This window comes from Streptomyces sp. NPDC091972 (assembly GCF_044756385.1).
Classification (GTDB): Bacteria; Actinomycetota; Actinomycetes; order Streptomycetales; family Streptomycetaceae; genus Streptomyces.
The window spans coordinates 517308-544228 of record NZ_JBIVSV010000005.1 but is presented as its reverse complement, the minus strand read 5'-3'; the positions used below and the strand labels follow the sequence as shown (position 1 = coordinate 544228).

General features: G+C 71.2%; 26 protein-coding genes and 1 tRNA gene. 8 read left to right on the top strand and 19 right to left on the bottom strand.

All coding sequences use genetic code 11. The features are described 5' to 3' along the window. Nucleotides 1–70: 70 nt before the first annotated feature. Together ACIQJT_RS18295 and ACIQJT_RS18290 are read right to left on the bottom strand one after the other, a co-directional pair. Complete coding sequence (locus ACIQJT_RS18295) at nt 71–541, bottom strand: RidA family protein (RefSeq protein ID WP_365461012.1); 471 nt, start codon at nt 539–541, stop codon at nt 71–73. Then, nucleotides 538–702, bottom strand: a complete 165-nt coding sequence (locus ACIQJT_RS18290; RefSeq protein WP_086724107.1) for a DUF4177 domain-containing protein — start codon at nt 700–702, stop codon at nt 538–540. The genes ACIQJT_RS18295 and ACIQJT_RS18290 overlap by 4 nt, the downstream gene beginning before the upstream one ends. A gap of 118 nt (nt 703–820) precedes the next feature. On the opposite strand from ACIQJT_RS18290, the gene ACIQJT_RS18285 reads away from it, so the two are divergent. Next, the gene (locus tag ACIQJT_RS18285; RefSeq protein WP_365461010.1) at nt 821–1798 is read left to right on the top strand and encodes an ArsA-related P-loop ATPase; all 978 of its coding nucleotides are present in this window, start codon (nt 821–823) and stop codon (nt 1796–1798) included. Beyond that, nucleotides 1795–3192 carry an ArsA family ATPase gene (locus tag ACIQJT_RS18280; RefSeq protein WP_402644550.1) on the top strand — a complete coding sequence of 466 codons (1398 nt, stop codon included), beginning with the start codon at nt 1795–1797 and terminating at the stop codon, nt 3190–3192. The genes ACIQJT_RS18285 and ACIQJT_RS18280 overlap by 4 nt, the downstream gene beginning before the upstream one ends. A gap of 299 nt (nt 3193–3491) precedes the next feature. Here the strand turns inward: ACIQJT_RS18280 and wblA are convergent, their stop codons facing one another. Continuing rightward, on the bottom strand, nt 3492–3830 hold the full coding sequence (gene wblA / locus ACIQJT_RS18275) for a transcriptional regulator WblA (RefSeq protein ID WP_030324083.1): 339 nt from the start codon (nt 3828–3830) through the stop codon (nt 3492–3494). Between the two features lie 508 nt (nt 3831–4338). Between wblA and ACIQJT_RS18270 the strand changes: the two genes are divergently transcribed. Further along, the gene (locus ACIQJT_RS18270) at nt 4339–6636 is read left to right on the top strand and encodes a transglycosylase domain-containing protein (RefSeq protein ID WP_402644547.1); all 2298 of its coding nucleotides are present in this window, start codon (nt 4339–4341) and stop codon (nt 6634–6636) included. Between the two features lie 83 nt (nt 6637–6719). Here the strand turns inward: ACIQJT_RS18270 and ACIQJT_RS18265 are convergent, their stop codons facing one another. Further along, nucleotides 6720–7184, bottom strand: coding sequence for a GatB/YqeY domain-containing protein (locus ACIQJT_RS18265; protein WP_365461003.1), 465 nt, complete (start codon nt 7182–7184; stop codon nt 6720–6722). 241 nt (nt 7185–7425) lie between these two features. Here ACIQJT_RS18265 and ACIQJT_RS18260 point away from each other — a divergent pair, with 241 nt between their 5' ends. From ACIQJT_RS18260 to ACIQJT_RS18240, 5 genes are all read left to right on the top strand, one after another. After that, the gene (locus ACIQJT_RS18260) at nt 7426–8352 is read left to right on the top strand and encodes a metallophosphoesterase (RefSeq protein ID WP_365461001.1); all 927 of its coding nucleotides are present in this window, start codon (nt 7426–7428) and stop codon (nt 8350–8352) included. A gap of 122 nt (nt 8353–8474) precedes the next feature. Further along, nucleotides 8475–9260 (top strand): Pr6Pr family membrane protein, encoded by a 786-nt coding sequence (locus tag ACIQJT_RS18255; protein WP_365460999.1) that lies wholly within the window; start codon nt 8475–8477, stop codon nt 9258–9260. Nucleotides 9261–9294: 34 nt separating this feature from the next. Next, nucleotides 9295–9368, top strand: a tRNA-Pro gene (locus ACIQJT_RS18250). Nucleotides 9369–9728: 360 nt separating this feature from the next. Further along, nucleotides 9729–10148, top strand: coding sequence for a DUF6578 domain-containing protein (locus tag ACIQJT_RS18245; RefSeq protein ID WP_402644543.1), 420 nt, complete (start codon nt 9729–9731; stop codon nt 10146–10148). A gap of 445 nt (nt 10149–10593) precedes the next feature. Next, entirely contained in the window at nt 10594–10776 is a 183-nt protein-coding gene (locus ACIQJT_RS18240; RefSeq protein WP_365453830.1) for a hypothetical protein, read from the top strand. A gap of 58 nt (nt 10777–10834) precedes the next feature. Here the strand turns inward: ACIQJT_RS18240 and ACIQJT_RS18235 are convergent, their stop codons facing one another. From ACIQJT_RS18235 to ACIQJT_RS18165, 15 genes are all read right to left on the bottom strand, one after another. Continuing rightward, nucleotides 10835–11125 carry a DUF1877 family protein gene (locus ACIQJT_RS18235; protein ID WP_402644541.1) on the bottom strand — a complete coding sequence of 97 codons (291 nt, stop codon included), beginning with the start codon at nt 11123–11125 and terminating at the stop codon, nt 10835–10837. Between the two features lie 249 nt (nt 11126–11374). Next, the gene (locus tag ACIQJT_RS18230; protein WP_365453775.1) at nt 11375–12352 is read right to left on the bottom strand and encodes a ScbA/BarX family gamma-butyrolactone biosynthesis protein; all 978 of its coding nucleotides are present in this window, start codon (nt 12350–12352) and stop codon (nt 11375–11377) included. A 322-nt stretch (nt 12353–12674) separates the two neighbouring features. After that, entirely contained in the window at nt 12675–13151 is a 477-nt protein-coding gene (locus ACIQJT_RS18225) for a flavin reductase family protein (protein WP_053851593.1), read from the bottom strand. Between the two features lie 146 nt (nt 13152–13297). Further along, entirely contained in the window at nt 13298–14407 is a 1110-nt protein-coding gene (locus tag ACIQJT_RS18220) for an LLM class flavin-dependent oxidoreductase (protein WP_365453769.1), read from the bottom strand. Nucleotides 14408–14459: 52 nt separating this feature from the next. Then, nucleotides 14460–15734, bottom strand: a complete 1275-nt coding sequence (locus ACIQJT_RS18215; protein ID WP_402644536.1) for an ATP-grasp domain-containing protein — start codon at nt 15732–15734, stop codon at nt 14460–14462. Next, nucleotides 15731–17131 carry a PLP-dependent aminotransferase family protein gene (locus ACIQJT_RS18210; protein ID WP_402644534.1) on the bottom strand — a complete coding sequence of 467 codons (1401 nt, stop codon included), beginning with the start codon at nt 17129–17131 and terminating at the stop codon, nt 15731–15733. The genes ACIQJT_RS18215 and ACIQJT_RS18210 overlap by 4 nt, the downstream gene beginning before the upstream one ends. Nucleotides 17132–17171: 40 nt before the next feature. After that, nucleotides 17172–17474 (bottom strand): YciI family protein, encoded by a 303-nt coding sequence (locus ACIQJT_RS18205; RefSeq protein ID WP_053851596.1) that lies wholly within the window; start codon nt 17472–17474, stop codon nt 17172–17174. Nucleotides 17475–17542: 68 nt separating this feature from the next. Continuing rightward, nucleotides 17543–18298: an SDR family NAD(P)-dependent oxidoreductase gene (locus ACIQJT_RS18200; protein WP_402644530.1), complete on the bottom strand. Its 756-nt coding sequence runs from the start codon at nt 18296–18298 to the stop codon at nt 17543–17545. 6 nt (nt 18299–18304) lie between these two features. After that, nucleotides 18305–19546 carry an MFS transporter gene (locus tag ACIQJT_RS18195; RefSeq protein ID WP_402644527.1) on the bottom strand — a complete coding sequence of 414 codons (1242 nt, stop codon included), beginning with the start codon at nt 19544–19546 and terminating at the stop codon, nt 18305–18307. Then, nucleotides 19546–20829, bottom strand: a complete 1284-nt coding sequence (locus tag ACIQJT_RS18190) for an IS701 family transposase (protein WP_402644525.1) — start codon at nt 20827–20829, stop codon at nt 19546–19548. The genes ACIQJT_RS18195 and ACIQJT_RS18190 overlap by 1 nt, the downstream gene beginning before the upstream one ends. A 155-nt stretch (nt 20830–20984) precedes the next feature. Then, on the bottom strand, nt 20985–22241 hold the full coding sequence (locus ACIQJT_RS18185; protein WP_402644522.1) for a hypothetical protein: 1257 nt from the start codon (nt 22239–22241) through the stop codon (nt 20985–20987). Continuing rightward, complete coding sequence (locus ACIQJT_RS18180; RefSeq protein WP_402644519.1) at nt 22238–23077, bottom strand: FAH family protein; 840 nt, start codon at nt 23075–23077, stop codon at nt 22238–22240. Before ACIQJT_RS18180 ends, ACIQJT_RS18185 begins: the two co-directional genes overlap by 4 nt. Nucleotides 23078–23145: 68 nt before the next feature. Next, on the bottom strand, nt 23146–24291 hold the full coding sequence (locus ACIQJT_RS18175; RefSeq protein ID WP_402644516.1) for an enolase C-terminal domain-like protein: 1146 nt from the start codon (nt 24289–24291) through the stop codon (nt 23146–23148). Continuing rightward, complete coding sequence (locus tag ACIQJT_RS18170) at nt 24281–25162, bottom strand: alpha/beta hydrolase (RefSeq protein WP_402644514.1); 882 nt, start codon at nt 25160–25162, stop codon at nt 24281–24283. Before ACIQJT_RS18170 ends, ACIQJT_RS18175 begins: the two co-directional genes overlap by 11 nt. Before the next feature lie 36 nt (nt 25163–25198). Next, nucleotides 25199–26887 carry a GH3 auxin-responsive promoter family protein gene (locus tag ACIQJT_RS18165; RefSeq protein ID WP_402644511.1) on the bottom strand — a complete coding sequence of 563 codons (1689 nt, stop codon included), beginning with the start codon at nt 26885–26887 and terminating at the stop codon, nt 25199–25201. Nucleotides 26888–26921: the final 34 nt, after the last annotated feature.

Below are 26921 nucleotides of genomic sequence, written 5' to 3'. Positions count from 1 at the left end.
TGCGCAGAACGCCCGCCCCCCACCGACCCACAGCCAAACGACAACCCCTCCCGTCCGAGCGCCGCAGGCATCACGTCGAAGCCAGCTCCACCTGGACCTCGACCTCGACCGGTGCGTCCAGCGGCAGTACCGCCACGCCCACCGCGCTGCGCGCGTGCACGCCCTTGTCGCCGAGCACCTCGCCCAGCAGTTCGCTCGCGCCGTTGATCACACCCGGCTGCCCCGTGAAGTCCGAGGCCGACGCCACGAACCCCACGACCTTCACCACCCGGGCGATCCGGTCCAGGTCACCGGCCACCGACTTCACCGCCGCCAGCGCGTTCAGCGCACACGTGCGGGCCAGCGCCTTCGCCTCCTCGGCGGTGACCTCCGCGCCCACCTTCCCGGTGACCGGAAGCTTGCCCTCGACCATGGGGAGCTGCCCCGAGGTGTACACGTACACCCCCGACTGCACGGCCGGCTGGTACGCGGCCAGCGGCGGCACGACCTCCGGCAGTGTCAGTCCCAGCTCCGCGAGCCGCGCCTCGACCGCCCCGCTCACGCCGTCTTCTCCCGCTTCAGGTACGCCACGAGCTGCTCGGGGTTGTTCGGCCCGGGCACGACCTGCACGAGCTCCCAGCCGTCCTCGCCCCAGGTGTCCAGAATCTGCTTCGTGGCGTGGACGAGCAGCGGCACGGTCGCGTATTCCCACTTCTTGGTCATGCGGCCGACTCTAGCCGCTGCTCACCGCGGGCTTTTCAGCCGCTGCGCGCACAGCCGGCGCCCGCGTTGTCCACAGCCTCCTGCTTATGTTCCCCGTCGACTGGTTACGCTCGAATACGTGAGCAGGCTCCAGGTCGTCAGCGGTAAGGGCGGGACCGGAAAGACGACGGTCGCCGCAGCCCTCGCGCTGGCCCTCGCCACCGAGGGGAAGCGGACGCTTCTCGTCGAGGTGGAGGGTCGCCAGGGAATCGCGCAGCTCTTCGAAACGGAGGCGCTGCCCTACGAGGAGCGGAAGATCGCCGTCGCTCCGGGGGGCGGGGAGGTGTACGCACTGGCCATCGACCCCGAACTGGCCCTTCTGGACTACCTCCAGATGTTCTACAAACTCGGCGGGGCGGGACGCGCCCTGAAGAAGCTCGGCGCCATCGACTTCGCGACCACCATCGCGCCCGGCCTCAGGGACGTCCTCCTGACGGGCAAGGCGTGCGAGGCGGTCCGCCGCAAGGACAGGTCGGGCCGCTTCGTCTACGACTACGTCGTGATGGACGCGCCCCCCACCGGCCGTATCACCCGCTTCCTGAACGTCAACGACGAAGTCGCGGGACTCGCCAAGATCGGCCCGATACACAATCAGGCGCAGGCCGTGATGCGGGTGCTGAAGTCCAAGGAGACGGCCGTCCACCTGGTGACGCTCCTGGAGGAGATGCCGGTCCAGGAGACCGCGGACGGCATCGCCGAACTGCGGGCCGCCCGCCTCCCGGTCGGCCGGATCGTGGTGAACATGGTGCGCCCGGAGGTGTTGGACGGCACCGACCTGGAACTCGTACGGACCACACAGCGTTCAGCGGTGGCGAAGGCGCTGTCCTCGGCCGGACTCGGCGGCGCCCGCCGCGGGGGCAACGCCGAGAAGCTGGTCGACCCGCTGATCCAGCAGGCCGAGGAGTACGCCGAGCGGTACGACCTGGAGCACGAACAGCGCTCGGTCCTCGGCGAACTGGGGCTGCCGCTGCACGAACTGCCCTTGCTGACCGAGGGCATGGACCTGGCGGGTCTGTACGAACTGGCCACCGAGCTGCGGAAGCAGGGGATGTCATGAGCCCGGACGCCGACCGGCAGGACCGGCACCGCCGGTTGTCTCCCGCCCCCGTGCTCGATCTCGATCCGCTGATCGACGATCCGGGCACCCGCATCGTGGTGTGCTGCGGCTCGGGCGGCGTCGGCAAGACCACGACCGCGGCGGCCCTGGGTCTGCGGGCCGCCGAGCGGGGCCGCAAGGTCGTCGTCCTCACCATCGACCCGGCCCGCCGGCTCGCCCAGTCCATGGGCATCGACTCGCTGGACAACGTCCCGCGCCGGGTGAAGGGCCTCGACGACTCCGCGAGCGGCGAGCTGCACGCGATGATGCTCGACATGAAGCGCACCTTCGACGAGATCGTCGAGGCGCACGCGGACGCCGAGCGGGCCGCCGCGATCCTGAACAACCCCTTCTACCAGTCGCTCTCGGCGGGCTTCGCGGGCACGCAGGAGTACATGGCGATGGAGAAGCTCGGGCAGTTGCGGGCCCGGGACGAGTGGGACCTGATCGTCGTCGACACGCCCCCCTCGCGCTCCGCCCTCGACTTCCTGGACGCGCCGAAGCGGCTCGGCTCCTTCCTCGACGGACGGCTCATCCGGCTGCTCACCGCCCCGGCCAAGCTCGGCGGACGGGCCGGGATGAAGTTCCTGAACGTCGGGATGTCGATGATGACCGGCACCCTCGGCAAGCTGCTGGGCGGCCAACTCCTCAAGGACGTCCAGACGTTCGTGGCCGCGATGGACACCACCTTCGGCGGGTTCCGCACCCGCGCGGACGCCACCTACAAGCTGCTCCAGGCGCCCGGGACGGCGTTCCTGGTGGTCGCGGCCCCGGAGCGGGACGCACTGCGCGAGGCCGCGTACTTCGTGGAGCGGCTGGCCGCCGAGCGCATGCCGCTCGCCGGTCTGGTGCTCAACCGGGTGCACGGCAGCGGCGCCGACCAGCTCTCGGCCGAGCGGGCGCTCGCCGCCGCGGAAAATCTTGAAGAGCCCCGCATTGTCGATCAGGAGGGTGGGAAAGCTGGACTTCGTAACTCTCCCGACACGTACGGCAGTTCAGAATCTCCCGCTTCCGAGGCCCCTGCTCCTGACGAAGGCTCCCCCGCCGACCCGGAGAACGCAGGCTCGAAGCGCACGGAGAACTCGAAGCACGTGGAGAAGAAACGGTCCGACCGCCCGGCCGACCGGTCCGTCGAGCAGCTCACCGCGGGCCTGCTGAGGCTGCACGCCGACCGTATGCAACTGCTCTCCCGTGAGCAGCGCACGCGTGACCGCTTCACCGCGCTCCATCCCGAGGTGGCGGTGGCCGAAGTGGCCGCGCTGCCCGGGGACGTTCACGACCTCGCGGGGTTGCGGGACATCGGCGACCGGCTCGCGGCCGGTCGGCCGGAGCTGCCCGAGGCTGCCGTGGACTGATCCGGGGCGTGGACCGGCCCGACCAGACCGTGGACCCAACCCGACCATGGTTCTGACCAGATTGTGGACGCAACGGGACCATGGTCCCGACCAGATCAGACCGTGGACTCAACCGGAGCGTGGACTGACCGGAGCGTGGATTCGACCAGGCCAGACCGTGGACCCGAGCGGACCAGACCGTGGACTCGACCACAGCGTGGATCCGACCGGACCGTGAGCCGCAGCCGTCGCGTCACGACGACCGGCGCGGACCGAACCCGCGCCGAACCGATCCCTGCCGTGCTCCGAGGGCTGTCCCCTCAGCTGACCGCCGCGTAGTTCTCGTAGATCTCGTCGTCCTCGAGGGGCAGGATGCCGACCCCCCGCTCGTACTCGACGCGCGCCGTCTCCAGCAGCCTGCGCCACGACGTGACCGTCGGCCGCCGGCGCAGCAGGGCGCGGCGCTCGCGCTCTGTCATGCCTCCCCACACGCCGAACTCGACGCGGTTGTCCAGCGCGTCGGCGAGGCACTCCGTGCGCACCGGACATCCGGTGCACACCGCCTTCGCCCGGTTCTGCGCTGCTCCCTGAACGAACAGTTCATCCGGATCGGTAGTGCGGCAGGCCGCCTGCGCACTCCAGTCGACTACCCAGCCCATACCGGCGCCGTCCTCTCCCGAATCGAGGCTCCCCCACGGCGGCAGCGGCATATTCACCGCCGCCAGTTGAGGACGTTACGGAAGGCAGGCACAGCGCAACACCCCCTTCGGGCCCAATCTTGAATGGCCCGAACGGACTATGCGTAAGCGGCAGATCACCCGGGGGAGTGAGCCCGCGACATACATGACTATCCCGGCAAACCAGGACACTTGTCTTGCGTCACAACGGGCACCTGATGACACACGAGGCGGATTCGGACACGTCCCCACCAAAAAAGTCGGGGAACCTCCGGAACGATTCGGGGTCGCCGGACGTATTGATACGTGGCCCTACTGCTGTGACAGTTGAGAGCAGCTTAGGCCAACGCCTGTGCGCGTGTCCGGCGAATGAGAAGGTAGGGCGCTCCTGTCGCCATGCCCGCTCCGACGCGGCCGTGCCCCCTTCCGTCGCCATGCCGTGACACGGGCTCCCTCTGAACGCTCATGAGTACGGATTAGGCTGCCCCCTATGTCGAAGAAGCGCTCGGGCGGCGGTCTGTCGCCCACGCAGCAGGCCGCCAAGTTCCTCGGTGTCAGTGTTCTCGCGGGAGCGGTGATGGCCGGCATCGCGCTGCCCGCGGCCGGCGCGCTGGGGCTCGCGGCCAAGGGGTCGGTGGAGAGTTTCGACGAACTCCCGGCCAACCTGAAGACCCCGCCGCTGAGCCAGCGCACCACGATCCTCGACAGCGAGGGCGGCACCATCGCCACGGTCTACTCCCGCGACCGTACGGTGGTCGACCTCAAGGACATCTCGCCGTACATGCAGAAGGCGATCGTCGCGATCGAGGACTCGCGCTTCTACCAGCACGGCGCCGTCGACCTGAAGGGCGTCCTGCGCGCGCTCAACAAGAACGCCCAGAGCGGCGGGGTCGCCCAGGGCGCCTCCACGCTGACGCAGCAGCTCGTGAAGAACGTCGCGGTGGAGGAGGCCGGTGACGACCCGACGAAGGTCGCCGAGGCCACCCAGCAGACCATCGGCCGCAAGATCCGCGAGCTGAAGTACGCGATCCAGCTCGAAGAGGAACTCGGCAAGAAGAAGATCCTCGAGAACTACCTGAACATCACGTTCTTCGGCCAGCAGGCGTACGGCGTCGAGGCCGCCGCCCAGCGCTACTTCTCCCGGCACGCCAAGGACCTCAACCTGGAGCAGTCGGCCCTGCTCGCGGGCATCGTCCAGTCCCCGAGCCGCTACGACCCGGTCAACGACGAGGCCGAGGCGACCAAGCGGCGCAACACCGTGCTCCAGCGCATGGCCGAGGTCGGTGACGTCTCCCAGGCCGACGCCGACAAGGCCAAGGAGCAGCCGCTGGGCCTCAAGGTCAGCAAGCCGAAGAACGGCTGCATCACCGCGGTCAAGGGCGCCGGCTTCTTCTGCGACTACGTCCGTGAGGTCTTCCTGACCAACCCGGTCTTCGGCAAGACCCAGGAGGCCCGGGCCAAGGTCTGGAACCAGGGCGGTCTGACGATCCGCACCACGATGGACCCGCAGGCCCAGAGGTCGGCCCAGCGGTCCATCAAGGAGCACGTCTACCAGGACGACGACGTGGCCACCGCGGCCACCATCGTGCAGCCCGGCACCGGCAAGATCCTGGCGATGGGCCAGTCGCGGCCGTACGGCATCAACAACAAGAAGAACGAGACGACGATCAACCTCTCGGTCAACCAGTCCATGGGCGGCGGAGCGGGCTACCAGCCCGGTTCGACGTTCAAGCCGATCGTGGCCGCGGCCGCCATCGAGGGCGGGATGCCGGCGACGAAGGTGTACCCCTCGCCGTACGAGATGGACTACCCGGCTCCGGTCCAGGCCTGCAACGGCAAGGTGTGGAACGAGAAGGGCGTCCCGGTCGCCAACGAGAACGAGACCGAGGTCGGCCCGTACGACATGAGGGAGGCGACCGCCAAGTCGGTCAACACCTATTACGTGTCGTTGATCAGCGACATCGGCATCTGCCCGGTGACGGAGATGGCCGCGAAGATGGGCGTAGAGCGCGCGGACGGCGGCAAGATCCAGCAGGCCCCGTCGATCGCCCTGGGCACCCAGGAGATGTCCCCGCTGACCATGGCGAACGCGTACGCGACCTTCGCCTCGCGCGGGATGTACTGCACCCCGGTGGCCATCGAGTCGATCACCCAGCGGGTCGGTGAGAAGTCGAAGTCCCTGCGGGTGCCGAAGTCGACCTGCTCGCGGGCGATGTCGGAGACCACCGCGGACACCATCAACACCCTGCTGAAGGGCGTGGTCGAGGACGGCACGGGCTCGGAGGCGGGCCTCGGCGGCGGCCGGGCCAGCGCCGGCAAGACGGGTACGACCGACGAGCGGTACGCGGCCTGGTTCGTGGGCTACACCCCGAACATGGCCGGCGCGGTCTGGGTCGGCGACCCCGCGCACAAGCGCAAGATGCAGAACATCAGCATCGGCGGCGTCGGATACGCGAAGGTCTTCGGCGGCAAGGTGCCCGGCCCGATCTGGCGCGACATGATGACCGGCGCGCTGGAGGGCAGGGAATCCCCCCAGTTCAACCTCGTCTACATCCCGAACCGGCCGCAGGAGAACGGCGACGACAAGGGCGACGACGACGGCGACAACGGGGACGACCGCGGGAACGACAACGGCGGCAACAACAACGGCGGCAACGACAACGGTGGGAACAACGGCGGGGACGACGGCAACACCACCTTCCCCGCGCCGAGCTTCTCGATCCCGGAAGGCTTCATCCAGGGCACCGACAACGGGAACGGCAACGGAGGCGGCGGCGGGCGCGGCTGACGCCGGCAGGCCCACGTAGTGCGGAGAGCCCGGCCCCGCGGAACACGCGGGGCCGGGCTCTCGTACGACTGACGGGTCCGGGCTCAGCCGGCCAGGCGCTTCTTCACCGCGGCGGCGACGCGGCCGCCCTCGGCCAGACCGGCCACCTTGGGGTTCACGATCTTCATGACGGCACCCATGGCCCGCGGTCCCTCGGCACCGGCCGCCTTGGCCTCCTCGACGGCCTGCGCCACGATGTCGTTCAGCTCCTCGTCGCTGAGCTGCTTGGGCAGGTACTCGGCGAGGACCCCGCCCTCCGCCTTCTCCCGCTCGGCGGACTCCGCGCGACCGCCCTGGGCGAAGGCGTCCGCGGCCTCACGGCGCTTCTTCGCCTCCTTGGCGATCACCTTCAGCACCTCGGCGTCGGAGAGCTCCCGCTTCTCCTTGCCCGCGACCTCCTCGTTGGTGATCGCGGCGAGCGTCATACGGAGCGTCGAGGAGCGCAGCTCGTCGCGCCCCTTGATCGCGGCGTTGAGGTCTTCCTGCAGCTTCGACTTGAGCGTGGTCATGGAAATGATTGTCGCAGGTGTGGGGGGACGGGTGCCCGCGTATTTGTGCGGGTGGCCTTGTGGGAGGGGTGGCCTTGTGGGAGGGGTGGCCGTGTGGGAGGGGTGGCCGTGCGGGAGGGGTGGCCGTGCGGGAGGGGTGGCCGTGCGGGAGGGGTGGCCGTGCGGGTGGGCAGGGCCCCGGAATCACGGTGGCGTCGGGCGCCCGGTCAAGGAGGTCTTCGTGATCTGACACGATGGAGGCATGCGCGCGCGATACGGAGTTCCCTTGGGAATCGCGGCGGTTGGCGCCGCCGGCCTCGTCTACTCGGCGGGTTTCGAAGCCCGTTCCTTCCGGCTGCGACGAGTGACGGTCCCCGTCCTGCCGTCCGGCATGCGCCCCCTGCGGGTGCTCCAGGTCTCCGACATCCACATGGTCGGCGGCCAGCGCAAGAAGCAGCGGTGGCTGCGCTCGCTGGCGGGCCTGCGCCCCGATTTCGTGATCAACACGGGTGACAACCTCTCGGACCCGGAGGGCGTGCCGGAGGTGCTGGACGCGCTGGGCCCGCTGATGGAGTTCCCGGGCGCGTACGTCTTCGGCTCCAACGACTACTACGGCCCCAAGTTCCGCAACCCCGCCCGCTACCTGTACGAGAAGGCCCAGGGCCGCCACGGCCTGAACGGCAACGCCCCCGCCGTGGGAGTCATCCACAACCCGTGGGAGAACCTGCGGGACGGCTTCGACGCGGCGGGCTGGCAGAACCTCACCAACACGCGGGGCATGCTGAAGATCGAGGGCGTGTCGGTGGAGCTGACCGGCCTGGACGACCCCCACATCAAGCGGGACCGCTACGCCGAGGTGGCCGGGGGGCCGTCGGGCGCGGCCGACTTCGCCATGGGCGTCGTACACGCCCCTTATCTGCGCGTCCTGGACGCCTTCACGGCCGACGACTACCCGCTGATCCTCGCCGGCCACACCCACGGCGGCCAGCTCTGCCTGCCCTTCTACGGCGCCTTCGTCACCAACTGCGACCTGGACACCGACCGGGTCAAGGGCCTATCCCGGCACACCTCGGAGGGCAGGACGTCGTACCTGCACGTGTCGGCGGGCTGCGGCACCAACCGCTACACGCCGGTGCGGTTCGCGTGCCCGCCCGAGGTGACGCTGCTGACGCTGGTGTCCCGGGACTGAGGGGCGGAGGGGCGGAGGGGCGGAAGGGCGGACGGGGCCTTCACGGGGTGGCGGCTGGGACGCGTTAACCCACACAGCGCACCCCTATCGCCCCTTTTGCCGGTTTTGCCTACCGTGAGGGCATGACCGCGCCGATACCGAGGGACCTCCCGGACCTCCCCGCCCTCCCGGGCATGCCAGCCTTCCTGCCCTCGCCCGTCCCCGCCACGGCGGTGGTGGCCCCCGTACGCCACCCCGTGGCCGCCGCCTACCGCGTGCTGGTGGCGCTGGTGGCCGCGGGAACCGTGACCGTCGAACTGCTCCTGAGCAGCGCGGTCCGCACCCTGAGCCACTTCTCGGTCCAGAGCACGATCCTGCTGGCGCTGGTGCTCCTGCTGTCGGCCCGCAGGGCATGGACGGCCCGCCGCCCCCTGCCGTCCGCCCTGACGGGCGCGGCACTCCTCTACGTCGTGATCACGGCCCTGGTGCACCACGTACTGCTGGCCAACGCGGCGAGCCCCTTCCTCCTGACGGGCGAGGCGGCGCACCCGACGGGCTGGCACGCAGTGACCGCCCACCTCCTGCACACGGCGATCCCCGCGGCGGCCCTGGCGGACTGGCTCCTGCTGACACCCCCCGGCCGCCTGCACCTGCGCCAGGCGGCCACGTGGCTCCTGTACCCCCTGGCCTACCTGCTGTTCTCCTTCACCCGAGGCGAACTGATCCCGCCGGGCACACCGGGCCGCTACCTGTACCCCTTCCTGGACGTCGACCTCCACGGCTACAAGAACGTCCTCGGAAACGCCCTTCTCCTCGGCCTCTCCTTCTACGCCCTCGCGATCCTCCTGGTCGCCCTCGACCACGCCCGCCCGAACCCCACCCGCCACCGCTCCAAAACCGGATTTCGTCTCCAGCCACCGGTGGGCTAAAGTAAACGACGTCGCCGCGACGAGCAGCGACGATCGGGGTGTAGCGCAGCTTGGCAGCGCGCTTCGTTCGGGACGAAGAGGTCGTGGGTTCAAATCCCGCCACCCCGACAGTTGAAACAGCAGGTGAGGCACCTAGGAACGTTCCTAGGTGCCTCACCTGTTTCTGCGTGCGCCTCCATCTGCGCGACCAGCGCTCCGGGCCCGCTTGAATATGCCGTCCATGACTAGGGCACCGGTCTGGATCACGAGCCTTCTCTGCTTCCCGTAGACCTCCTCGGTGACCGTCGTACCGGAGTGCCCGACGAGTCGGGAGATCTCCTCCAGTGGAGCGCCTCAAGGGCTTCTGACACCAACAGCGCTGGGCGGGGGCATCAGCAGGAGCGGCTCCGGATCGCACTCAGGAGGCGGGTGTCGTAGATCATGCGTGGGTCCCTGTGGAACTCCGGTCGCTCGGCGGACGATGGGGTCATGACGTTGACGATTTGGGTCGATGACTGGCAGATCCAGTGCTGCGGACAGAGCTTCGCGCCAGGGGATGTTGTCTCCTGGACGCTGCTGGAGGTCGATCCGGAGGATTACGGTGACGTCGTTGGCAGCCAACGTGCCGATGAGATCGACTTCCGTGAGGAGCATCACGGGCAGGGGGAAGGGCACGTACCGACCTCGGTTGAGGTGGTGTCGATCGCCGAGGTGCACTGTCGTTACGAGGTACCTGCGGGCGCTACGGATCATGTGCACCACCCCGTTCCGGGCACGACCGTGCTGGTTCCGACCGAGGAGGCGGACGGGTGGGCGAAGGCCAGGCCGGACGTTCGCTTCGCGGGGTATCTGGTGACGGCCCGGTGGGCCACAGATGGACCCGAAGGTGCGGCTACTCACGGTCGATGAAGGAGCCGACGGAACATGCCTCCTGGCCGATCGACCCAGAGCTAGGGGTTAGGTGGTCTTCCGCCACAGGCACGGCACCAGTTCGCGTGCGCCTGCATCGCGTGGCTCCGCCGTCTGCGTGACCGGTGAGTGGAACAGGGGAAGTGCGTCATCCGCGGGTCGGGCTGGAGCTCTCGGCGAGTGTTCGAAGTCGGAGGGATGCGGTTGGATCAGGCCGTGCCGCAGAGCGAGGACTACGAGAGAACCAGCATCCGTCTGACTATGTGGGGGTGTCTGACGGGGCTGGCTCTCGCGCTGATCTGCACTCTCGGCTTTCCTCTATTGGCTGCTGTGGCGATCTACTTCGACGGCCGCTAGACCGACGCAGCGTGGTGCCTTCGGGCAGCCAGGCGAAGCGATGCGGTAGCGCTGTGGCACATCCCGCCGTCGGCTCTTGAGCGACCAGGTGAGGCATCTACCAGTACCGTCATGCGTCGGAATCACCGGCCGCACCGACAAACGGGGGCGGAGCTGGTGGGGTTATCCCTGCGAGTTGTGCCCTGACGATCTCGTGAGCGAACTCAACGGTTGTGCGGACCACGCGAGAATCACTGAGCTGATGAAGCGCTACAGGGCCCAGAAGCGTTGAGGTTCGCCGACGCGGAACGCGCTCGTGCGCGCGGCACGGCAACTCGCGGTCGTGCAGTTCAGTCCAACCAGACGAGCATCGCGTCGTTCGCCCCGGCAGCCGCCTCGAAGAACTGGGTGAGGTCGTCGTACCAGGGGCGCACCCAGTCCAGTTCGCCGGGCTCGCTCCATCCGAGCGGATAGACCTCGGCGTCGGTCCCTTCGGCGGGATCCACACTGTTGATGAGCTCGTCGTAGCTGATGGTTCTCAGGGTTTCCGCCGCGAGCCGGACCCGCTCAGGTCGTAAATACCTCGGGGGCCCGTACCCCCAGTCCTCGTCCTCGGCGAACTGCTCCTCGCCGCGGATCACGTTGACGGGTATTCGATGCCTGCCAGCAGAAGCTGATGTGACGCGCTTTGGTCGGCGGCGGCTCCGACTCCTCCTCGGCTTTCTGGACCTCTTCGACGAAGTCCAGGGCCCAGCAGGGTTCATGAACCGCCCCCTCGACGCGGTGGATTGAGCCGGCAAGGCAGGCGTCGTCGCCTGATTGGCGGCGCGAGCTCGGTTCAGGGGCCTGATCCGCTGGGGATCGGGCCCCTGGAGGGTGGATGAGGAGCGTCAGCCGCACACCGTTGCCACCACCAGGCTGTCGAAGGTGAGGCGGTCCGATTGCCAGGCTGTGACTCGGAGGGCCGGGTCCTCCGTCGCGTCGTGGGTGGGGAGGCGGGTCGCGGAGATGTGGCAGGGGGTGGACAGAGCCACGGGGTGGTGGAAGGCCGTGCGCAGTTCGACGGGGAGGACTCGGTAGGGGGCGCAGGCCGCCTGGACGGCCTGGCGGGCCGCCTCCAGGAGGACCATGGCGGGGACGTCGGTCGTCGGGTGGTCGAAGAGCACCGGGTGGCCGGGGTCGATCCGCAGGTCCCAGTTCAGGCCCCGGCGGTCGGCCGGGGAGGCGGGGACGCCGAGTACCACGTCGTGTTCGTCCAGGCGGCCCACGATCGCCGGCGGGACGGGGTCCGGCAGGGGCGGGTACCCGCCGCCCTCCCCTGCGGCGGGGTCGCGGCGGTCCGACACCCTTACGGTCAGGCGGCCCGCCCCGGCGAAGTCCGCTCCGCGCAGCAGGTCCGCCTCCAGCGTGAGGGCGGTGACCTCGCCGCCCCTGCGCCGTACGTCCGTGGCCGTGAACTCCAGGCGCATCTCCGCCGGGCGGGCGCCCAGCAGCAGCGCACCGGGCACTACCTCGAACTCCAGTTCGGTGAGGGTGAGGTGGCTGGCCGCCGGGACTCCGTAGTACGTCTGACCCACCAGGACCGACGCCTGGCGCAGTGATTCCGCGGCGAGCAGAGGGTCGTACCAGGTGCCGGCGACCGGTGCGTAGAAGTGGTGGCCGCGTGGCCACTGTGCGCCCAGGCGGAACGTGTCCGGGCCCAGCTGCCGCCAGTCCGTGATCAGTACCTCGGCCACCGCGCTGCGGGCCACCAGGTGGCGTGGGGCGGTCCGGGCGAAGTGCAGGCCCACGTCGTCGAGTTCGGAACGGACGCCGGCGTCCGGTGGGAGGGGAAGGGTGGGTATGGGGGCGGGGTCGGTGGGGGACACGCGGGTTGCCTTTCTCATGGGCGTCGACGCGAGGGCGCGGTGGTACCGGTGCGGGTGCCGGGCGGACCGGGCCGGACGAGGACGGCCGGGTCCGCGGGCCGGGGGCCGGTGGCGTCGGGCGGCTACGAGCAGCGACGGGCGGTGTGAGGGGCGGCCGGCGGAAGAAGGTGGGCGGTGCGAGGTGGGGCGGTGCGAAGTGGGGCGGGGCGCCTGGGGCGGGCGGGTCCGGGTCTGTCAGAGCTCCGTCGCCCGGCCCCACCTCGCCTGCGAGGTCCCGTTACCTGGAAGGTCCCGTTACCCGGGAGGTCCCGTTCGGTCTTCCTCAGGCCGCCGCCAGCGCCGTGAAGCGGCCCGCGTGGAAGACCAGCGGTCCCGCCTGGTCCGTCAGGGCTCCCTCCAACGCCTCGGCGATGACCAGTTCGTGGTCGCCCGCCCGGTGCAGGGTGCTGATACGGCAGTCCAGCCAGCCCAGTCCGTCGGCCGGGATCGGGTGCCCGGCCCGGGTCGTCGACCAGCCGTCGCCTGCGAAGCGGTCGGCGCCCTTGGTGCTGAACAGCTTGCACAGCTCCGCGTGTCCGTCGCCGAGGATCGTCACGGCGAAGTGTCCGGTCTCGCGGATGGCCGGCCAGGTGGAGGAGGTGTCCGCGGCGCACAGGGCGACCAGCGGCGGGGTCAGGGAGACGGAGGTGAAGGAGTTGACCGCCATGCCCTTGGGACCGTCGGCGGTGTCGGCCGTGATCAGCACCACTCCGGTGGTGAACCGGCCGAGTATGTCGCGGAACGAGCGTTGCTCCAGCATGAGTTCTTTCCGTTCGGAGGGGACGCCCGGCCGGGTCGGCGCACCGACCCGGCGTGGCAGACCTGAAAGAGGTAGGGCAGGCAGAGCAGGGGGCGTGAGCGGCCCGCGGGCGCCCCGGTTCCGCGCCCGCGAACGGCACCCTCCACCTAGCCCTTACGGCTCGCGATCGCGAAGTCCACCGCCTCCTGCGGCCGCGCCGCCGAACCCGTGAGGCGCGGTGAGACGTAGCGGGCCAGCAGTTCCATGCTGCGGTTGGTCTTCTCCCACGAGGTCCAGTCGGCGACGTAGACGAGCAGGGTGCCGAAGCCGCCGGTGATCTCGTGCAGCCGCTCGATGCCGGCGACCACGTCGTCCACGGAGCCGACGAGCGCGCCCCCGGCCTCCACCCGGGCCTCCAGTGCCCGCTCCCGGGGGACGTCCGGGCTGAGGACCTCGCGCCCCGCCGCCTTGCCGAAGTACTCGAACAGCCAGCGGTCGTAGCCCTCGCGGACGTCCGCGTAGGCCTCCTCGCGGGTCTCGGCCACGTGCACCGGCAGGGCGATGCGCCACTTGTCGCGGTCCAGGGTCTGCCCGTGCTCGGCGGCCGCCTCCTCCGCGTACTTCCACTGGTGGGCGAGGTTGATGTGGGCCGGTGCGCCCGGGGTCAGCAGGGCGAAGGGGAGGGCGAAGGAGGTCATGCTCAGGCCGTACTGGCCGATCAGGCGCGGGCTGGACTGCGAGGTGCCGGAGGTCGCCACGGCCACCTCGATGCCCTGTGGGGAGAACCGCGGGAGCTGGAGCTTGGCCTCGCGCAGGTCGAACCAGTCGGTCTGCTGGGTGATCCGCTCGTCGCCGTTGACGAGTTCCAGGACCGTCGGCAGCGCCTCCTCCAGGCGGCGGCGCTGCACCGGCTGCTCCAGGCCGAACATCTTCGCGTCGAAGGGCACTCCGGGGCCGACGCCCAGGATGTACCGGCCGCGGGTCAGGTGGTCGAGGTGGACGGCCCGGCTGGCCACGTGGAAGGGGTGGTGGCCTGACAGGGGTACGACACCGTGGGCCAGCTTGATCTGGCGGGTGCGCTGCGAGGCGGCGGCGATCAGGGTCTCGGGCGCGCCGACCAGGCCCCAGCCCAGCGTGTGGTGCTCGCCGAACCACGCCTCGTCGAAGTTGAGGTCGTCGACGTACTCGACGAGGTCCAGGTTCCGGCGTATCGCCAGGTTCGGGTCCTGACCGGTCTCGTGGACGGGGGACAGGAACAGACCGATACGGCTGTGCACGATGAGCCTCCTGAGAGCGAAGCGAGAGAGGGGGGAAAGCGGGGGCGGGGCGTTACGCGACGCGGTACACCGCGTCCTTGAGGGCGCGGACCTTCTGGTAGCCGGCCGTGAGGGTCGTCTCGTCCGGTGCCGTGAGGTAGACCCTCAGCGGAGTGGTCAGCAGGTCGACGGTGGGGCTGATCCGGGAGCCGGGCGCGAGTTTGACCGTCGCGGAGAAGACGCTCTCCAGGGAGCGGATCTCCGCCACCGCCGTCTCGTCGACGGACTGAACGATCCCGTCGAGCTCGGTCGGGGCGTTGTAGACGACGGCCGGCCGGCGCCGGGTGTACGTCCGGCCGCCGTACCGGGCGCGGAACTCCTCGGGGCGGGTGTACGCCTGCGCGGTGAGCGCCGCCTGGTTGTGGCCCAGGCACACGTCGTGGAAGGGGGCGCTGATGTTGCCGTTGAGGCGGGTGCCGATCTCGACCAGGACGGGCCCCTCGTCGGTGACGATGACCTCGGCGTGGGCCGGCCCCCAGGCGACGTTGAGAGCGGCGAGGACCTCGTCGACGTACGCGGTGAGTTCGGCGACGACCGGGTCGGAGTCCGGGTCGGCGAGCAGGTCGCGGTTGTAGATGTTCTTGCCGGACGGCAGCAGCGTCTTCTCGTACTCCCAGACCCCGCACACATAGCGCTCGCCGCCACTGCTGACGGTGTCGACGATGTACTCGGTGCCCTTGAGGTAGGACTGCACGAGGATCTCGGTGTTGGTGACGCCGAACATGTTCGGGGCGTCGAGGATGTTGCGGGCGGCGGCGCGGACCTCGTCGGGTCCGGCGCAGACGACGACGCCGTCGGATGCGGCCGAGCTGAGCGGCTTGACGACCACCGGGTAACTGCCCTGCTCCTCGGCCCAGTTCACGGCGGCTTCCGGGTCGTCGGTCTTGAACTGCCGGGCGCAGCGCACCCCGGACCGCCGCAGCGTCTCGGTCATCTCGTACTTGTCCCGGCGGGCCGGGGACAGCGCCGAGCCGTTGGACGGGACGCCGACCGCCTCGCTCAGCCGGTCGGCGAGCGGCACGGACGACTCCTGGCCGGCGATGACGCACACCGGGGCGAGGGCGCGCAGGACGTCGACGAGTGCGGCCTCGTCGGTGCCGACGAGGGTGTCGTCGTACGCGGTGAGGTCCGGCGGGGCCATCGCCGGGATCAGCTCCGGGGTGCTCTGGACGTGGACGACGGCGGTGTCGTACGCGGCGAACGCGGCGGGGTAGAAGTTGCCGGCGGAGTAGCCGTCGACGACGACGGCGACGCGGCGCGGGCCGTGTGCGGGGGACGCGGTGCTCATGCGTGGGCCTCCGATGCGGACACGAACTCGGGCAGGGACGCGGGGAGGGAGCCGGGTTCGACGTCCAGTACCGGGCCGGCGGCGGACTCGGCCCCGATGAAGCGGGCCAGGCGGGCGATGCCCTCGCGGATCGCGGCCGGGGTGAGGTTGCTGAAGCCGAGGCGCAGCGCGCGTTCGCCGCCGCCCTCCAGGTGGAACATGCTCATCGGCGCCCAGCTGACCGCGTAGTCGCGCGCGGAGCGTTCCATGGCGACCAGGTCGGCCTCGAAGGGCACCTCGACGACCAGGAAGAACCCGCCGCGCGGGCGGTTCCAGCGCACCCCGTGCTCGGCGTACCGCTCGGGCGGGAAGTGCTCGGCGAGGGCGTCGAGGGTGGCGGCGAGCCGTTCCTGGTAGACGGCGGCCAGGTCGCGGGTGGCGGAGCGCAGGTCGTGGTCGGCGTCGACGAGGATGCCGCCGATCGCCGCCTGGGACAGCGAGGACGAGCCGACCGTGAACATCGCCTTGGCCTTGGAGAGTTCCTGGGCGAGGGTGCGCCGCACGCCGTCCTCGCCGACCACCTCGCGGTCGCCGACCAGGTAGCCGAGGCGGGCGCCGGGGAACGCGGACTTGGCGAAGGAGCCCAGGTAGACGACGTCGCCGCGGGTGTCCAGCGACTTCAGGGTCGGCAGCCGCTCCTCGTCGCTCGCGAACAGCCCGTACGGGTTGTCCTCCAGGATGGTGAAGCCCTCCTCGGCGGCCAGCGCGAGCAGTCGCCTGCGCGCCTCCAGCGGGACGACCGTGCCCGAGGGGTTGGAGAAGTCGGGGACCAGGTAGAGCGCGGCGGGGCGTTTGCCCTCGGCCCGCACGGCCCGTACGGCGGCGGCCACGGCCTCGGGCTCCAGGCCGTCGGGGCCCTCGGTGACGCCCTTGACCGGGATGTCGAGCATGCGGGCGGCGCCCCGGATGCCGACGTAGGCCGGGGACACGGACAGCAGCACGTCGTCGGGCGAGCGGAACAGTCCGCGCAGGGCGACGAGCGCGGCCTCCTGGAAGCCGTGCGTGATCATGATCGCCTCGGGCGCGACATCGATGTCCTCGTCCCGGGCGAGCATGCGGGCGACCTCTTCCTGGATGAACCCGTTGACGGGTCCGTACTGGAAGTGCAGCCGGGTGATGCGCTGTTCGGGCACGCCCCGCCGGCGCAGGTGGGTGATGTAGCGGTCGACGTAGTACGAGAGTTTCGCGAGGTCGTGGGTGCCGTCGTGGGGGGCTCCCGAGGAGAACGACAGGGCCTCGGGGAACCGCATCGCCGTCTCGCTGAGCAGGCGCATGGAGTCCATGCCCGGGTCGACGATGCCGGCGTGCAGTTCTTCGCGGCGCAGGGCGGTGGCTTGCCGGACTGGCGTAGTGGACACGTCAGTTGGATCCTTCCGGGTTCACGGGCGGGAGGTGGGGTCAGGCCGCCGAGGGCTCGGGCGCGGCGATCCAGGTGCCCTTGCCGGGGGCCCACTGGCGGACGCGGACGTGGCAGACGATGCCGCCCTGGACGTAGGGCTCGGCGGCGAGGATCTCCTGGAGGCGCTCGCGGTCCTCGGCCTCGTAGACCAGCAGGCCGCCGTTGGTGTCCTGGAGCGGGCCGGCGAGCAGGAGCACACCGCTGTCGGTGAGGGTGCGCAGGTAGTCGGTGTGGGCGCGGTGCAGGGGCTCCCGGCCCGCGCGGTCGACGTTGTACTCGAATTCGACGACGAACTTCGCCATGGGTGCCTCCTGGGGCGGGGTGGGGATCGGGGTCCGGCTCAGCTGTGCCGGGCGCACACGTGCCGAGCTCACATGTAGAGGCCGCCGTTGATGTCGATGACGGAGCCGGTCGAGTAGCCGGCGCTCTCGGAGCACAGGTGCAGCACGCTGCCGACGGCCTCGGCGACGGTGCCGTAACGCCCCATGGGCAGCCGGGACATGACGTCCTTCTTGGACTCCTCGGTACGGCGTTCGAAGGCACCGGCCACCCGGTCGGTCGCGATCGGGCCGTGCGCGACGACGTTGGCCACCACTCCGGTGCCGGCCAGCTCGTACGCCATCTGCTTGGTCATGCCGATCACGGCGGCCTTGGCGGCGACGTACGCGGCGTTGTTGAAGTGGCTGTAGGTACGGCCGCCCGCCGAGGCGAAGTTGACGATGCGGCCGTAGCCGTCGGCGGCCATCCGCGGGGCGCACACCTTGACCGCGATCCAGCTGCTGACGACGTTCTCCAGGAACGTCCGGTCGAAGTGGTCCGTGGTCAGGGCGGCGTAGCCGATCACGCGGGTGTCGCCGCCGACGCCGTTGACCAGGATCGACGGGGCGAACCGGTCCACGATGTCGGTCAACTGGCGTTCCGCTGCCGGGATGTCGGTGATGTCGCCGACGACGGCCTCGACCTTGGTGATCCGGCCCAGTTCCTCGGCGAGCCGGTGCACGGCCGCCGCGTCGCGGTCGAACAGGACGAGGGTGTGGCCCTGTTCGGCGAGTTCGCGGGAGGTCTGCGCGAGGATGCCTCCGGCGGCGCCGATCAGCAGGGCGGTGCGGGGGGTGGGTGCGGACATGCCGGGTCACCTTGTCTCTCGGGTCAGTTCTTCTGCGGTGTCGGGACGGTCGGTCGGGGGAGCCGGAGCCTTCGTGAAGCCCGCGAGCCGCGGCAGCAGGGCGAAGCCGAGCGTCACCGCGCACCCGAGGCCGAGGACGGACAGCCACAGCGCCCCGTAGCCGTGGGCGTGGGCGAGGGCGAGCCCGGCGGGGCTGCCGACGACGAAGGCCGCGTTCCAGGCGAAGAAGTAGGAGCCCTGGTAGGAGCCGCTGCGTCCGGCGGGCGCCCGGTCCGCGATGAAGGTCGCGGACATGGGGGCCCACAGCACCTCGCCGAGCGTCCACACGACGGTGGCGAGGGTGAAGGAGACCATGCCGCCGGCCAGGACGTTGGCGCCGAAGCCGACGGCCATGAAGGCGGCGGCCAGGACGAGCGGGACGTGCGGCCGCAGCCCGCCGACGAGCCGGGGCACGAGCGGCAGCAGCAGGACGGACAGCACCGCGTTGACGGCGAGGACGAACCCGATGCCGCCGGCGGTCAGTCCGCTGTCCCGCATGTCGAGCGGGAGCGCGGAGTTGACCTGGAGGTAGATGCAGGCCAGCAGGAAGGTCAGCAGCAGGAAGGCGACCAGGACCGGGGTGCGGAAGGGTTCGGCGATGCCGCGCGCGGCCGATCCGAGGGCCGCCGAGAGGCCACCGGGCCGGTCGGCGGTCCGGGGCAGCGGGTCGGCGGGCACCGCGAACACCAGGGCCGCGTACAGCAGGCTGGAGACCGCCCAGACGACGAAGAGGGCCCCGGGGCTGACTTCGAGCAGGAAGCCGGAGAGCACGGGGCTGAGCGACATGCCGATGTTGAAGCCGACCAGGAAGAGGCTGTACGCCTTCGAGAACTGCTCCGGCGGCACGATCGCGGAGATCAGTCCGGCCCCGGCGGGGCGGTCGACGGCCGACAGGAACCCGGTGATCAGTGACAGCGCGCACAGCGCGGCCACGTTGTCGGCGACCGCGAACAGCAGTGCCGTCGCGGCGGTGAACGGCTGGGCCGCGACGATGGTCCGGCGCGGTCCGATCAGATCGGCGACCGCGCCCCCCACCAGCCCGGACAGCACCACTCCGGCGCCGAAGAGGCCGACGACGAGCGGGGTCGTGCCGGAGGCGACGAGGCCGTTCTGCTCCAGGTAGAGGACGAGGAAGGCGGGGGCGAGCGTGCCGAGCCGGCTGACGGTCTGGCCGCACCACAGCAGCCAGAACGCCTTGGGGAGGGCCATCAGGAGCATCCCGTTCGTGTCGGAGTCGTCAGGGTCCGCGCCCGGCGTGGCGGTCGGCCGGGCTGGGGTCCGCGCGAGGCGCGGGACGGGCGGGTGGGGGGTGTGCCGGTGCGGCCGAGGGTGGCGTAGGCGAAGGCGGCGGAGACCAGGGTCATGTGGTGGTGCCAGCCGGGGTAGGAGCGCCCCTCGAAGGCGCGCAGTCCGAAGTCGTCGGCCAGCCGCTCCACGGTGTCGGCGGCGCCGGTGTGCAGTCCGGCGAGGGCCTGCGCCTCGCGGGCGGGCCGGTCCACGAGGTCGGTGAGCCAGAACCGGTCGCCGCCGGACCCGTCGGGGCGGTGTTCCCCCAGCAGCCTGAGGGGGACGGGGATGCCGGGCAGGCGCACCGGGACCGCGGCCGCCGGCCGGCAGGGGTGCGAGGCGAGGAGGTCCCGGAGGGACAGGCCGCTGCCGCCGGTCCGCTGCCGCGGGAGGGTGGGCACGGCGCCGGGGGCACCGGACGCGGCACGGTCCGGGTGGACGGCGAGGTCGGCGGGCGCGGCGACGACGAAGCCTCGCCGTCGGGCCACGAGCCCGGACACCAGCGTCACGGTGTCCGCGAACCCGACCAGGTCGGCGACGACCGGCAGCCGATCGGGGCCGGCTCCCGCGGCGGTCAGGCTCCGGCCGGACCCGTCGACCAGGTCCAGCGCCTGGGCGGTGGCCGAGTCCTGGGTGCCGGCGGCGTCCTCGGGGACGCGGGCCCGGTCACGCACCCGCGGGTCCGCGGACCACGCTCCGGGCAGCAGCAGCCGCCAGTCCACGGGGACCGTGGGCCGGTCCGCGGCGAGGAACGCGCCGATGCCGACCTGGCAGTTGACGGTACGGCCGTCCTGCGGGACGAACCGGCGGTGCACTCCGCAGGAGCGGTCACCGCGCTTGGGCAGCACCGCCGTGCCGAGCAGCAGGGCGCGGGGGGCGGACCTGCGGACCACCCAGCCGGCCAGCCGGGCGCGGACCGGTTCCCAGTCCCAGGGGCTGGCGTTGACGAACTGGTGCAGGGCCTGGGCCGCCGTGGCCGAGTCGGAGACGGAGGCCGCGAGCCGCCGTACCGTCTTGCGGCCCTGGGTCGTCAGCAGGCCCCGTGTGTAGACGTGGGCCCAGCGGCGCTGGTCGGCGCGGGGCAGCCGCTCGAAGATCTCCGCGACGAAGGCGTCGAAGGCGTCGTGGGCGGGGTGGTCCGGGGAGCCGGTCCGGACCCGGGGGACGGCAGGCCCGGGAGCCACCGTGGAAAACGCCCTCACCATGTCGCGTTCCCCTTTCTCTGGACTGGGCGGGCTCCGCCGGTTCGGAGCCCGCACCAAAAAAATAGAGAACGAACTCTTTGTTTTCAAGACGGGGATGGCCCACCGAGTGCGACTTTGCCGAGTCCGACCTGCCGCACCGCTCCCACCTGCGGGTTTCACAAGGGTGCGAAGGCCGGCCGCAGCAGTGCGGCCTCGCTCAGCTCCCGCCCCGCCCGCGCCGCCCAGCCCTCACCCAGCCCCCGGGAGGCCAGGGCCACGGTCAGCGCGCCCTTGAAGGAGGACAGGTACAGGGAGCCGCCGGGCCCGCCGCCGGCCCCGCGGGCCGCGACCGTACAGAGCCCGGTGACCCTCGCCGCGTGCGGGCCGAGCGCGGTGTCCACCGAACCGGCGTCGACGACCCGCACCTCCGGCCCGCGGGCCCTCGCCTCCCGCTCGACCGCGTGGCGGATCCCGGTGTGCGCCCGCCGCTCCGGCCGCCAGGCCCGCGCGGCCGAGCAGAGCACCGCCGCGTCCGCCCGCGCCCGGTCCAGCGGGTCACCGGCCGCCCCGGCGCTCAGCCGGGCCCTCACCAGCCCCAGCACACAGCCCGGTTCGGCGATCAGCGTCCGCTCGGCGTACCGCCTGCGCAGGGACATCGCCGTGACCACGGTGACCTCCGGCCGCCCGGTCTCCCGGGCGAGCGCGTCCGCCACGACGGTGGTGAGGAACCCGCCGACGGTCACCCGCCCCGCCCCGCACCACTCGCGCAGCCGACGGCTCTCGTACGGCGTCAGCGCGAGCGTCACGGCGCCGGGCGTCGTGGGCCCGGCCGCCACGGCGCCGGGCGTCGTGGGCCCGGCCGCCACGGCCCCGGGCGTACGGCCGTCACCGCGCGCGTGCCGGCGACCGTCCCGGTACGGCACCGCCGCCCCGGCCCCGCACGGCCCGCACCCACACCCGCCGCCGCCCTCGTAGGTGAGGTCGTCGGTGTCGGGCGGCAGCGCCTCCGCCGCGCGGTCGGCGGCGTCGGGGCCCGGGGTGTCGAACAGGGCGTCCAGCAGCGGCCGTACGAGACGGCCGACGGAGTACCCGTCACAGATCGCGGGGTGCACGGTGAGGCGGAAGAGCGTCGTGCCGGCAGGGCCCGGTGCGGCCCGCAGCCGCCACAGCCGCTCCCCCGCCGCCTCGTCGCCCCGGCCCAGCGGCGCTCCCTGCCGGAAGCACAGCCCCCCGTCCGCGCCGTCGATCCGCAGCGACAGCAACGGCAGCCGGCCGAGCCACCGCCGCACGGCCCGCTCCACCCGTTCCGGTGCGAACGTGCCCCGCACGGTGAACGAGGTGGTGAGCCGCCCACTCCCGCGCATGAGGGCGTGGGTGTAGGCGAACCTGGCCTCCGCGGCGCTCAGTCGCCGCTCCCCCTCGCCCCCGTTCACGCTCCCTCGCAGCGCACGGTGTTGGACAGGGTCACCCCGTGGCTCGCGAAGTCCAGGGTGACGCGGTCGCGGTCGGCGATGCGGAAGCCGTCGTGGAAGCTGCTGCGGTCGGCGCCGAGATAGACGTAGTGCACCCGGCCGGGGACGCTCAGGGCGTCGTAGGAGAACAGCTCGGACATGATGTCGTCGAGGCCGTAGTGCAGGGCCTTGGTGCCGGTGGTGAACTCGCCCCGCCAGCACGGCTCGCCGTCCCGCTCGATCGTCACCTGCCCGGTGACGTGCCGCGGGGGCTCGCCCAGGAACAGCCAGGGAGCCACGGCCGCGTCGCAGAGCTTGGCGTAGGACAGGTGGCCCCGGTGGCGCCGGAAGCGGCCGATGTCGGTGAGGTCGTTGCCGAAGGTGTAGCCCACGTAGCGGGGCCGGCCCGCCGCGTCGGTGACGTGGACGAGGACGACCTCCGCCTCCTCGGTCAGCGCGACGGACCCGTCCGGGGCGCGCAGGTCCTGGCCGGGCAGTCTCAGCACGTCACCGAGGCCCTTGAGGAACCAGTTCGGCTGGGCCGGGGTGTCCGCGTCCACCTTGACGTTGTGGGTCTGCATGAAGCCGCCGACCATCGCGCCGCCGGGGTGGTCGGGCAGCAGCGGCGGCCGGAGGGTCACCTCCCCGGCGGGGACGGTCACCGCCTCGGCGCCGGCGGCGGGGTCGTCACCGGCGAGCAGCAGGTCCGCCAGGCTCCGGTCGCCGAGCGGCACGAGGCGCAGCGGCTCGCCCTCGCCGGGCAGGCCGAGCCCGATGTGGCGGCGGCCCTGATAGGTGCATTCGAACAGTACGGTCATGGGAGTTCCTGCCTTTCCGGCATGAGGGGAGGCGTTCCGGCCTGCGGGGAAGCGGTCACGGATCGCGGTCAGAGGTCCCGTACCGCCCAGCGCTCGGCGTTCCGGGCGAGGTCCATGCCCCAGCCGGTGCCGCCCGCGGGGCGAAGGGTGTTGGTGTCCCGGTCGACGGCCGGGGGCGGGGCGACGATCATCCGCGGGAAGAAGCGGTCGGACTGCCCGGCCTCGACGGTGAGCGCGTCCGGGTGGGCGAAGGCCAGGGCCCGGCCCGCGTTGATGAGGGGACCGACCTCGGCGACCTGGACGCCGAACTGGAAGCGGATCCCGTTCTCCCGGGCGTACGCGACGAGCCCGGCGGCCGGCAGCGGCCCCCCGTTCTTGGAGACCCGGATGTTGAACGCGTCGCAGGCCCCGGACTCGACCGCCTTGCGGGCGTCCCGGGCCGTGCACACCGACTCGTCCAGCATGACCCGCACCCCGCCGTCCCGGCGCAGCACGCGCAGTGCCTCCCAGGAGCCCTTGGGCAGCGGCTCCTCCACGTAGTCGACGCCCGCCTCGCGCAGTCGGCGGGCGTGTCCGACCGCGTTCGCGGGGGTCCAGCTCATGTTGGCGTCGACCATGACGGGGACGTCGTCGCCGAGCTTGCCGCGCAGGGCGCGTACGGTCCGGGCGTCGTGCTCGACGTCGTCCGAGGCCTTGATCTTCACGAAGTGGAAGGGGCCGCGGGTGGCGAGGAACTCCTCGGCGTCCAGGCTGAGATCGAGCACCTGGGAGACGGGAAGGCTCGACGGGGACCCCGTTTGGGCGGCGGGTCCGGGCGGCAGCAGGTCCCGAGCGCCCGCCCCCAGCCTGCGGCCCAGCCAGTCCAGGACCGCGGTCTCCAGCAGGCAGAGCAGGTTGTTGCCCCCGTCGACACCGAAGGTGCGGGCGAAGCCGTGCCGGTGCAGCAACTCCAGTGTCTCCTCGGGCGGACGACCGGTCAGCCGGGCGAACAGGGCGTCCAGGTCGGTCTGTTCCAGCGCGCCGCGCACGCTCGCGGTGGTCTCGCCGGTGACGTAGGAGCGCGGCGCGCACTCCCCGAGGCCCGTCACTCCCCCGGCCGTGAGGCTCAGGACCAGGCTGTCGGAGGTGCGGCGGCGGGCGGCGGGGTGGTCGAACGGCGTCCGCATCGGCAGTTCGACGTGGTACAGCCGGGCCCGCCCGGCCTCAGACGCCACGGTTCACCCCCTGGAGCAGGGTGTACGTCGACGTCCAGTCGACCAGGTCGTCGCTGACGTCGGTGTAGAAGAGGTAGTGCCGGTCGGTGGGGAACCGCATGAGCGCGCCCCGACCGGCCACCAGGTCCTGGAAGACGGACTGGGCGGCGTCGAGGTCCACGATCGGGTCGGTGATCCCGGAGACGAAGGTGGCGGCGGGCACCGGCGAGGTGGTGGGCCCGCCGGCCAGGTAGCGCCGCTCCAGGTCGAGCAGCACGGCCCGCGACCGGTGCGTCAACTGCCGTACGGCCAGGTCGTCGTGGTCGATGAAGTGCTGGTACTTGACCTCGTCGGTGAAGTCCCCGGCCCGCAGCCCCGCGTCCCACAACTGCTCGCCGCGGTCGGCCGCGATCGCCTCCCGGGTGTCCGCGTCGAGGGTGGCGTGCATCCGGCCGAGCCAGGAGGAGCAGAACACGGCCGCGTCGTACGGGGTGGTGAACCCCTCGTGGCACATCAGGGCCGCCATGAAGGAGCCGCCGAGGCAGTGCCCGAACAGGGACAGGGGTACGGTGTCGCCGATCATCGCCCGGACGGACGCGACGGCCTGCGCGTAGTCGCCGAGAACGGTGTCGGCGTCGGGTATCACACCCCGCGGGCCGGGGCTGATGCCGCTGCCGCGTCGGTCGAGGACGAAGAACGCGATGTCGTTGTCGGCGAAGCGCGGGCCCACTTCCCACAGCCACCCGGCGTGGCTCTGGAGTCCGTGGAAGTAGAAGACGGCTCCCTTGATCCGCTCCGGCCGCCACACGTGCAGGGCGAGCCGGGTGTCGCCGCACGGCACGTCGACGATCTCGCGGCGGATGTTCTGCGGGGGCCTGATGGTCTCGATCACGGTCGAACTCTCCTTGCTGGAAGGGTGGTTGACGGCTCAGTCAACGAGGGCGCCGACGAAGTCGACGTCCTGCTGGAAGGGCTTGTACTTGTACTGGGTGGCGTTGCCCTGCTGGCGCCGGGACTCGACGTACGCGGCGATTGCGCCCTGCGCCACGGTGCGCACCCGCAGTCCGGCGAGGCGTCCGCTGTCCCGCTTCGAGGCGTACTCGATGTTGATGACGGACAGCTCGCGGTCGATCGCGCCGGACAGCTCCCGGTCCAGCTCCGCGCCGGGCTCCGGTACTTCGACGACGACGGTGTAGGACGGCAGTTCGTCCCAGCGCGGGCCGCACATGTACAGGCCGGTCTCCAGGTCGCTCGCCGCGAGGCCCTGGCGGATGGCCTGGGTGACCTGGCCCTCGGTGATCTTCTCGCCGGTGAAGGAGTGGAAGACGCCGTCGCGGTGGGTGAAGTGGATCCAGGGCGTGCCGTCCACGATCCGGTCGACGCGGTAGATGTCCCCGGTCCACAGGCGGTACAGGCCGTTTCCCTGGGACATGATCAGGTGGTAGTCGCGGCCCGCCTCCACCTCGTCGTACAGCAGTGTCCCGACCTTCTCGCCGGCGTCCAGGAGGGCGCCCAGCGGCACGTCGGCGGGCACGAACTCGAAGTACGCCTGGCTGACGGCGAGCGGCTGGCTCTCCAGGGTGTCGTCCACGGGGACGGTGGTGACGCCCTCGGTCCCGCAGCTCATGAACGGCAGCTTCGCGACGCCGGGCAGGACGGCGTCCAGCCGCGGCCGGTACAGCTCGGCGGAGGCGGACAGCCAGCAGCTGTACAGGGTCAGGGACGGCCAGACGTCGACCAGGCTGAAGTCGTCCTTCGCCAGCACGTCCTCGAGGTGGGCGGCGGCCCGCTCGTCGGGATCGGTCCAGAGCCTGCCGTGCAGGGTGCCCGCGCGCAGGTCGCGCACCAGCTCGGCGCCGTGCTCCGCGATCAGGTCGCGCAGCGAGACCAGGGTGCTGGGGTTGATGGCCGAGATGTAGTGCAGGTCCTTGCCGACGAGGTTGCGCACCCGGTGGTACATCCGCCCGGCGTGACTGGTGGGCGCGTCGGGGCCGAACCAGGGGGACTCGTACCACGGCGGGTTCCAGTCCCGGCTGTTGAGCTGCGGGTGCCGGTTGCTGATGGCCTGGTGCTCGACCCCGTGCACGAAGTCGAAGACGTCCTCGCGGACGGTCTGGGTGTCCAGGGTGGCCCAGGGGTGCGCGAGGATCTCGGGGTGGAGCTCCAGGCAGGTGCCCCACATGGCCTTCATCGCGGGGATCCGGTACGTCAGCAGCCAGTGCAGCGTGTACGGGACCCGCTTGGGGGTGCCGGTCGTGCCGCTGGTCTTCAGCCAGCGCAGCACGGGGCTGCACGAGAGGATGCCGCCCTTGGTGCGGGTCTCGCGGTCGATCTCCTCGGCGAAGTCGTTGTAGCGCATGACCGGCAGGACCGACCGGAAGCGGGCCGGGTCGGCGGCGATCACGTCGTACCCCTTCTCCTTCCAGTGCAGCGAGGCGGCGCCGATGTCGATGAGGTCGTCGAGGACCCGGGCCTGGGCGCCTGCCGGGTCCTTCAGGTCGGCGAGCAGGTTCTGCCGGGCCCGCAGGCACTCGTCGACGAAGGGGTCGCGCCGGGTCTGCCAGTGCTGCTGCCACGGGGACGTCTGCGCGAGCTGGGGGGTCTGGGCTGTGTCCACTGCTGTCTCTCCTCGGAAAACCGTGCCGACGGCC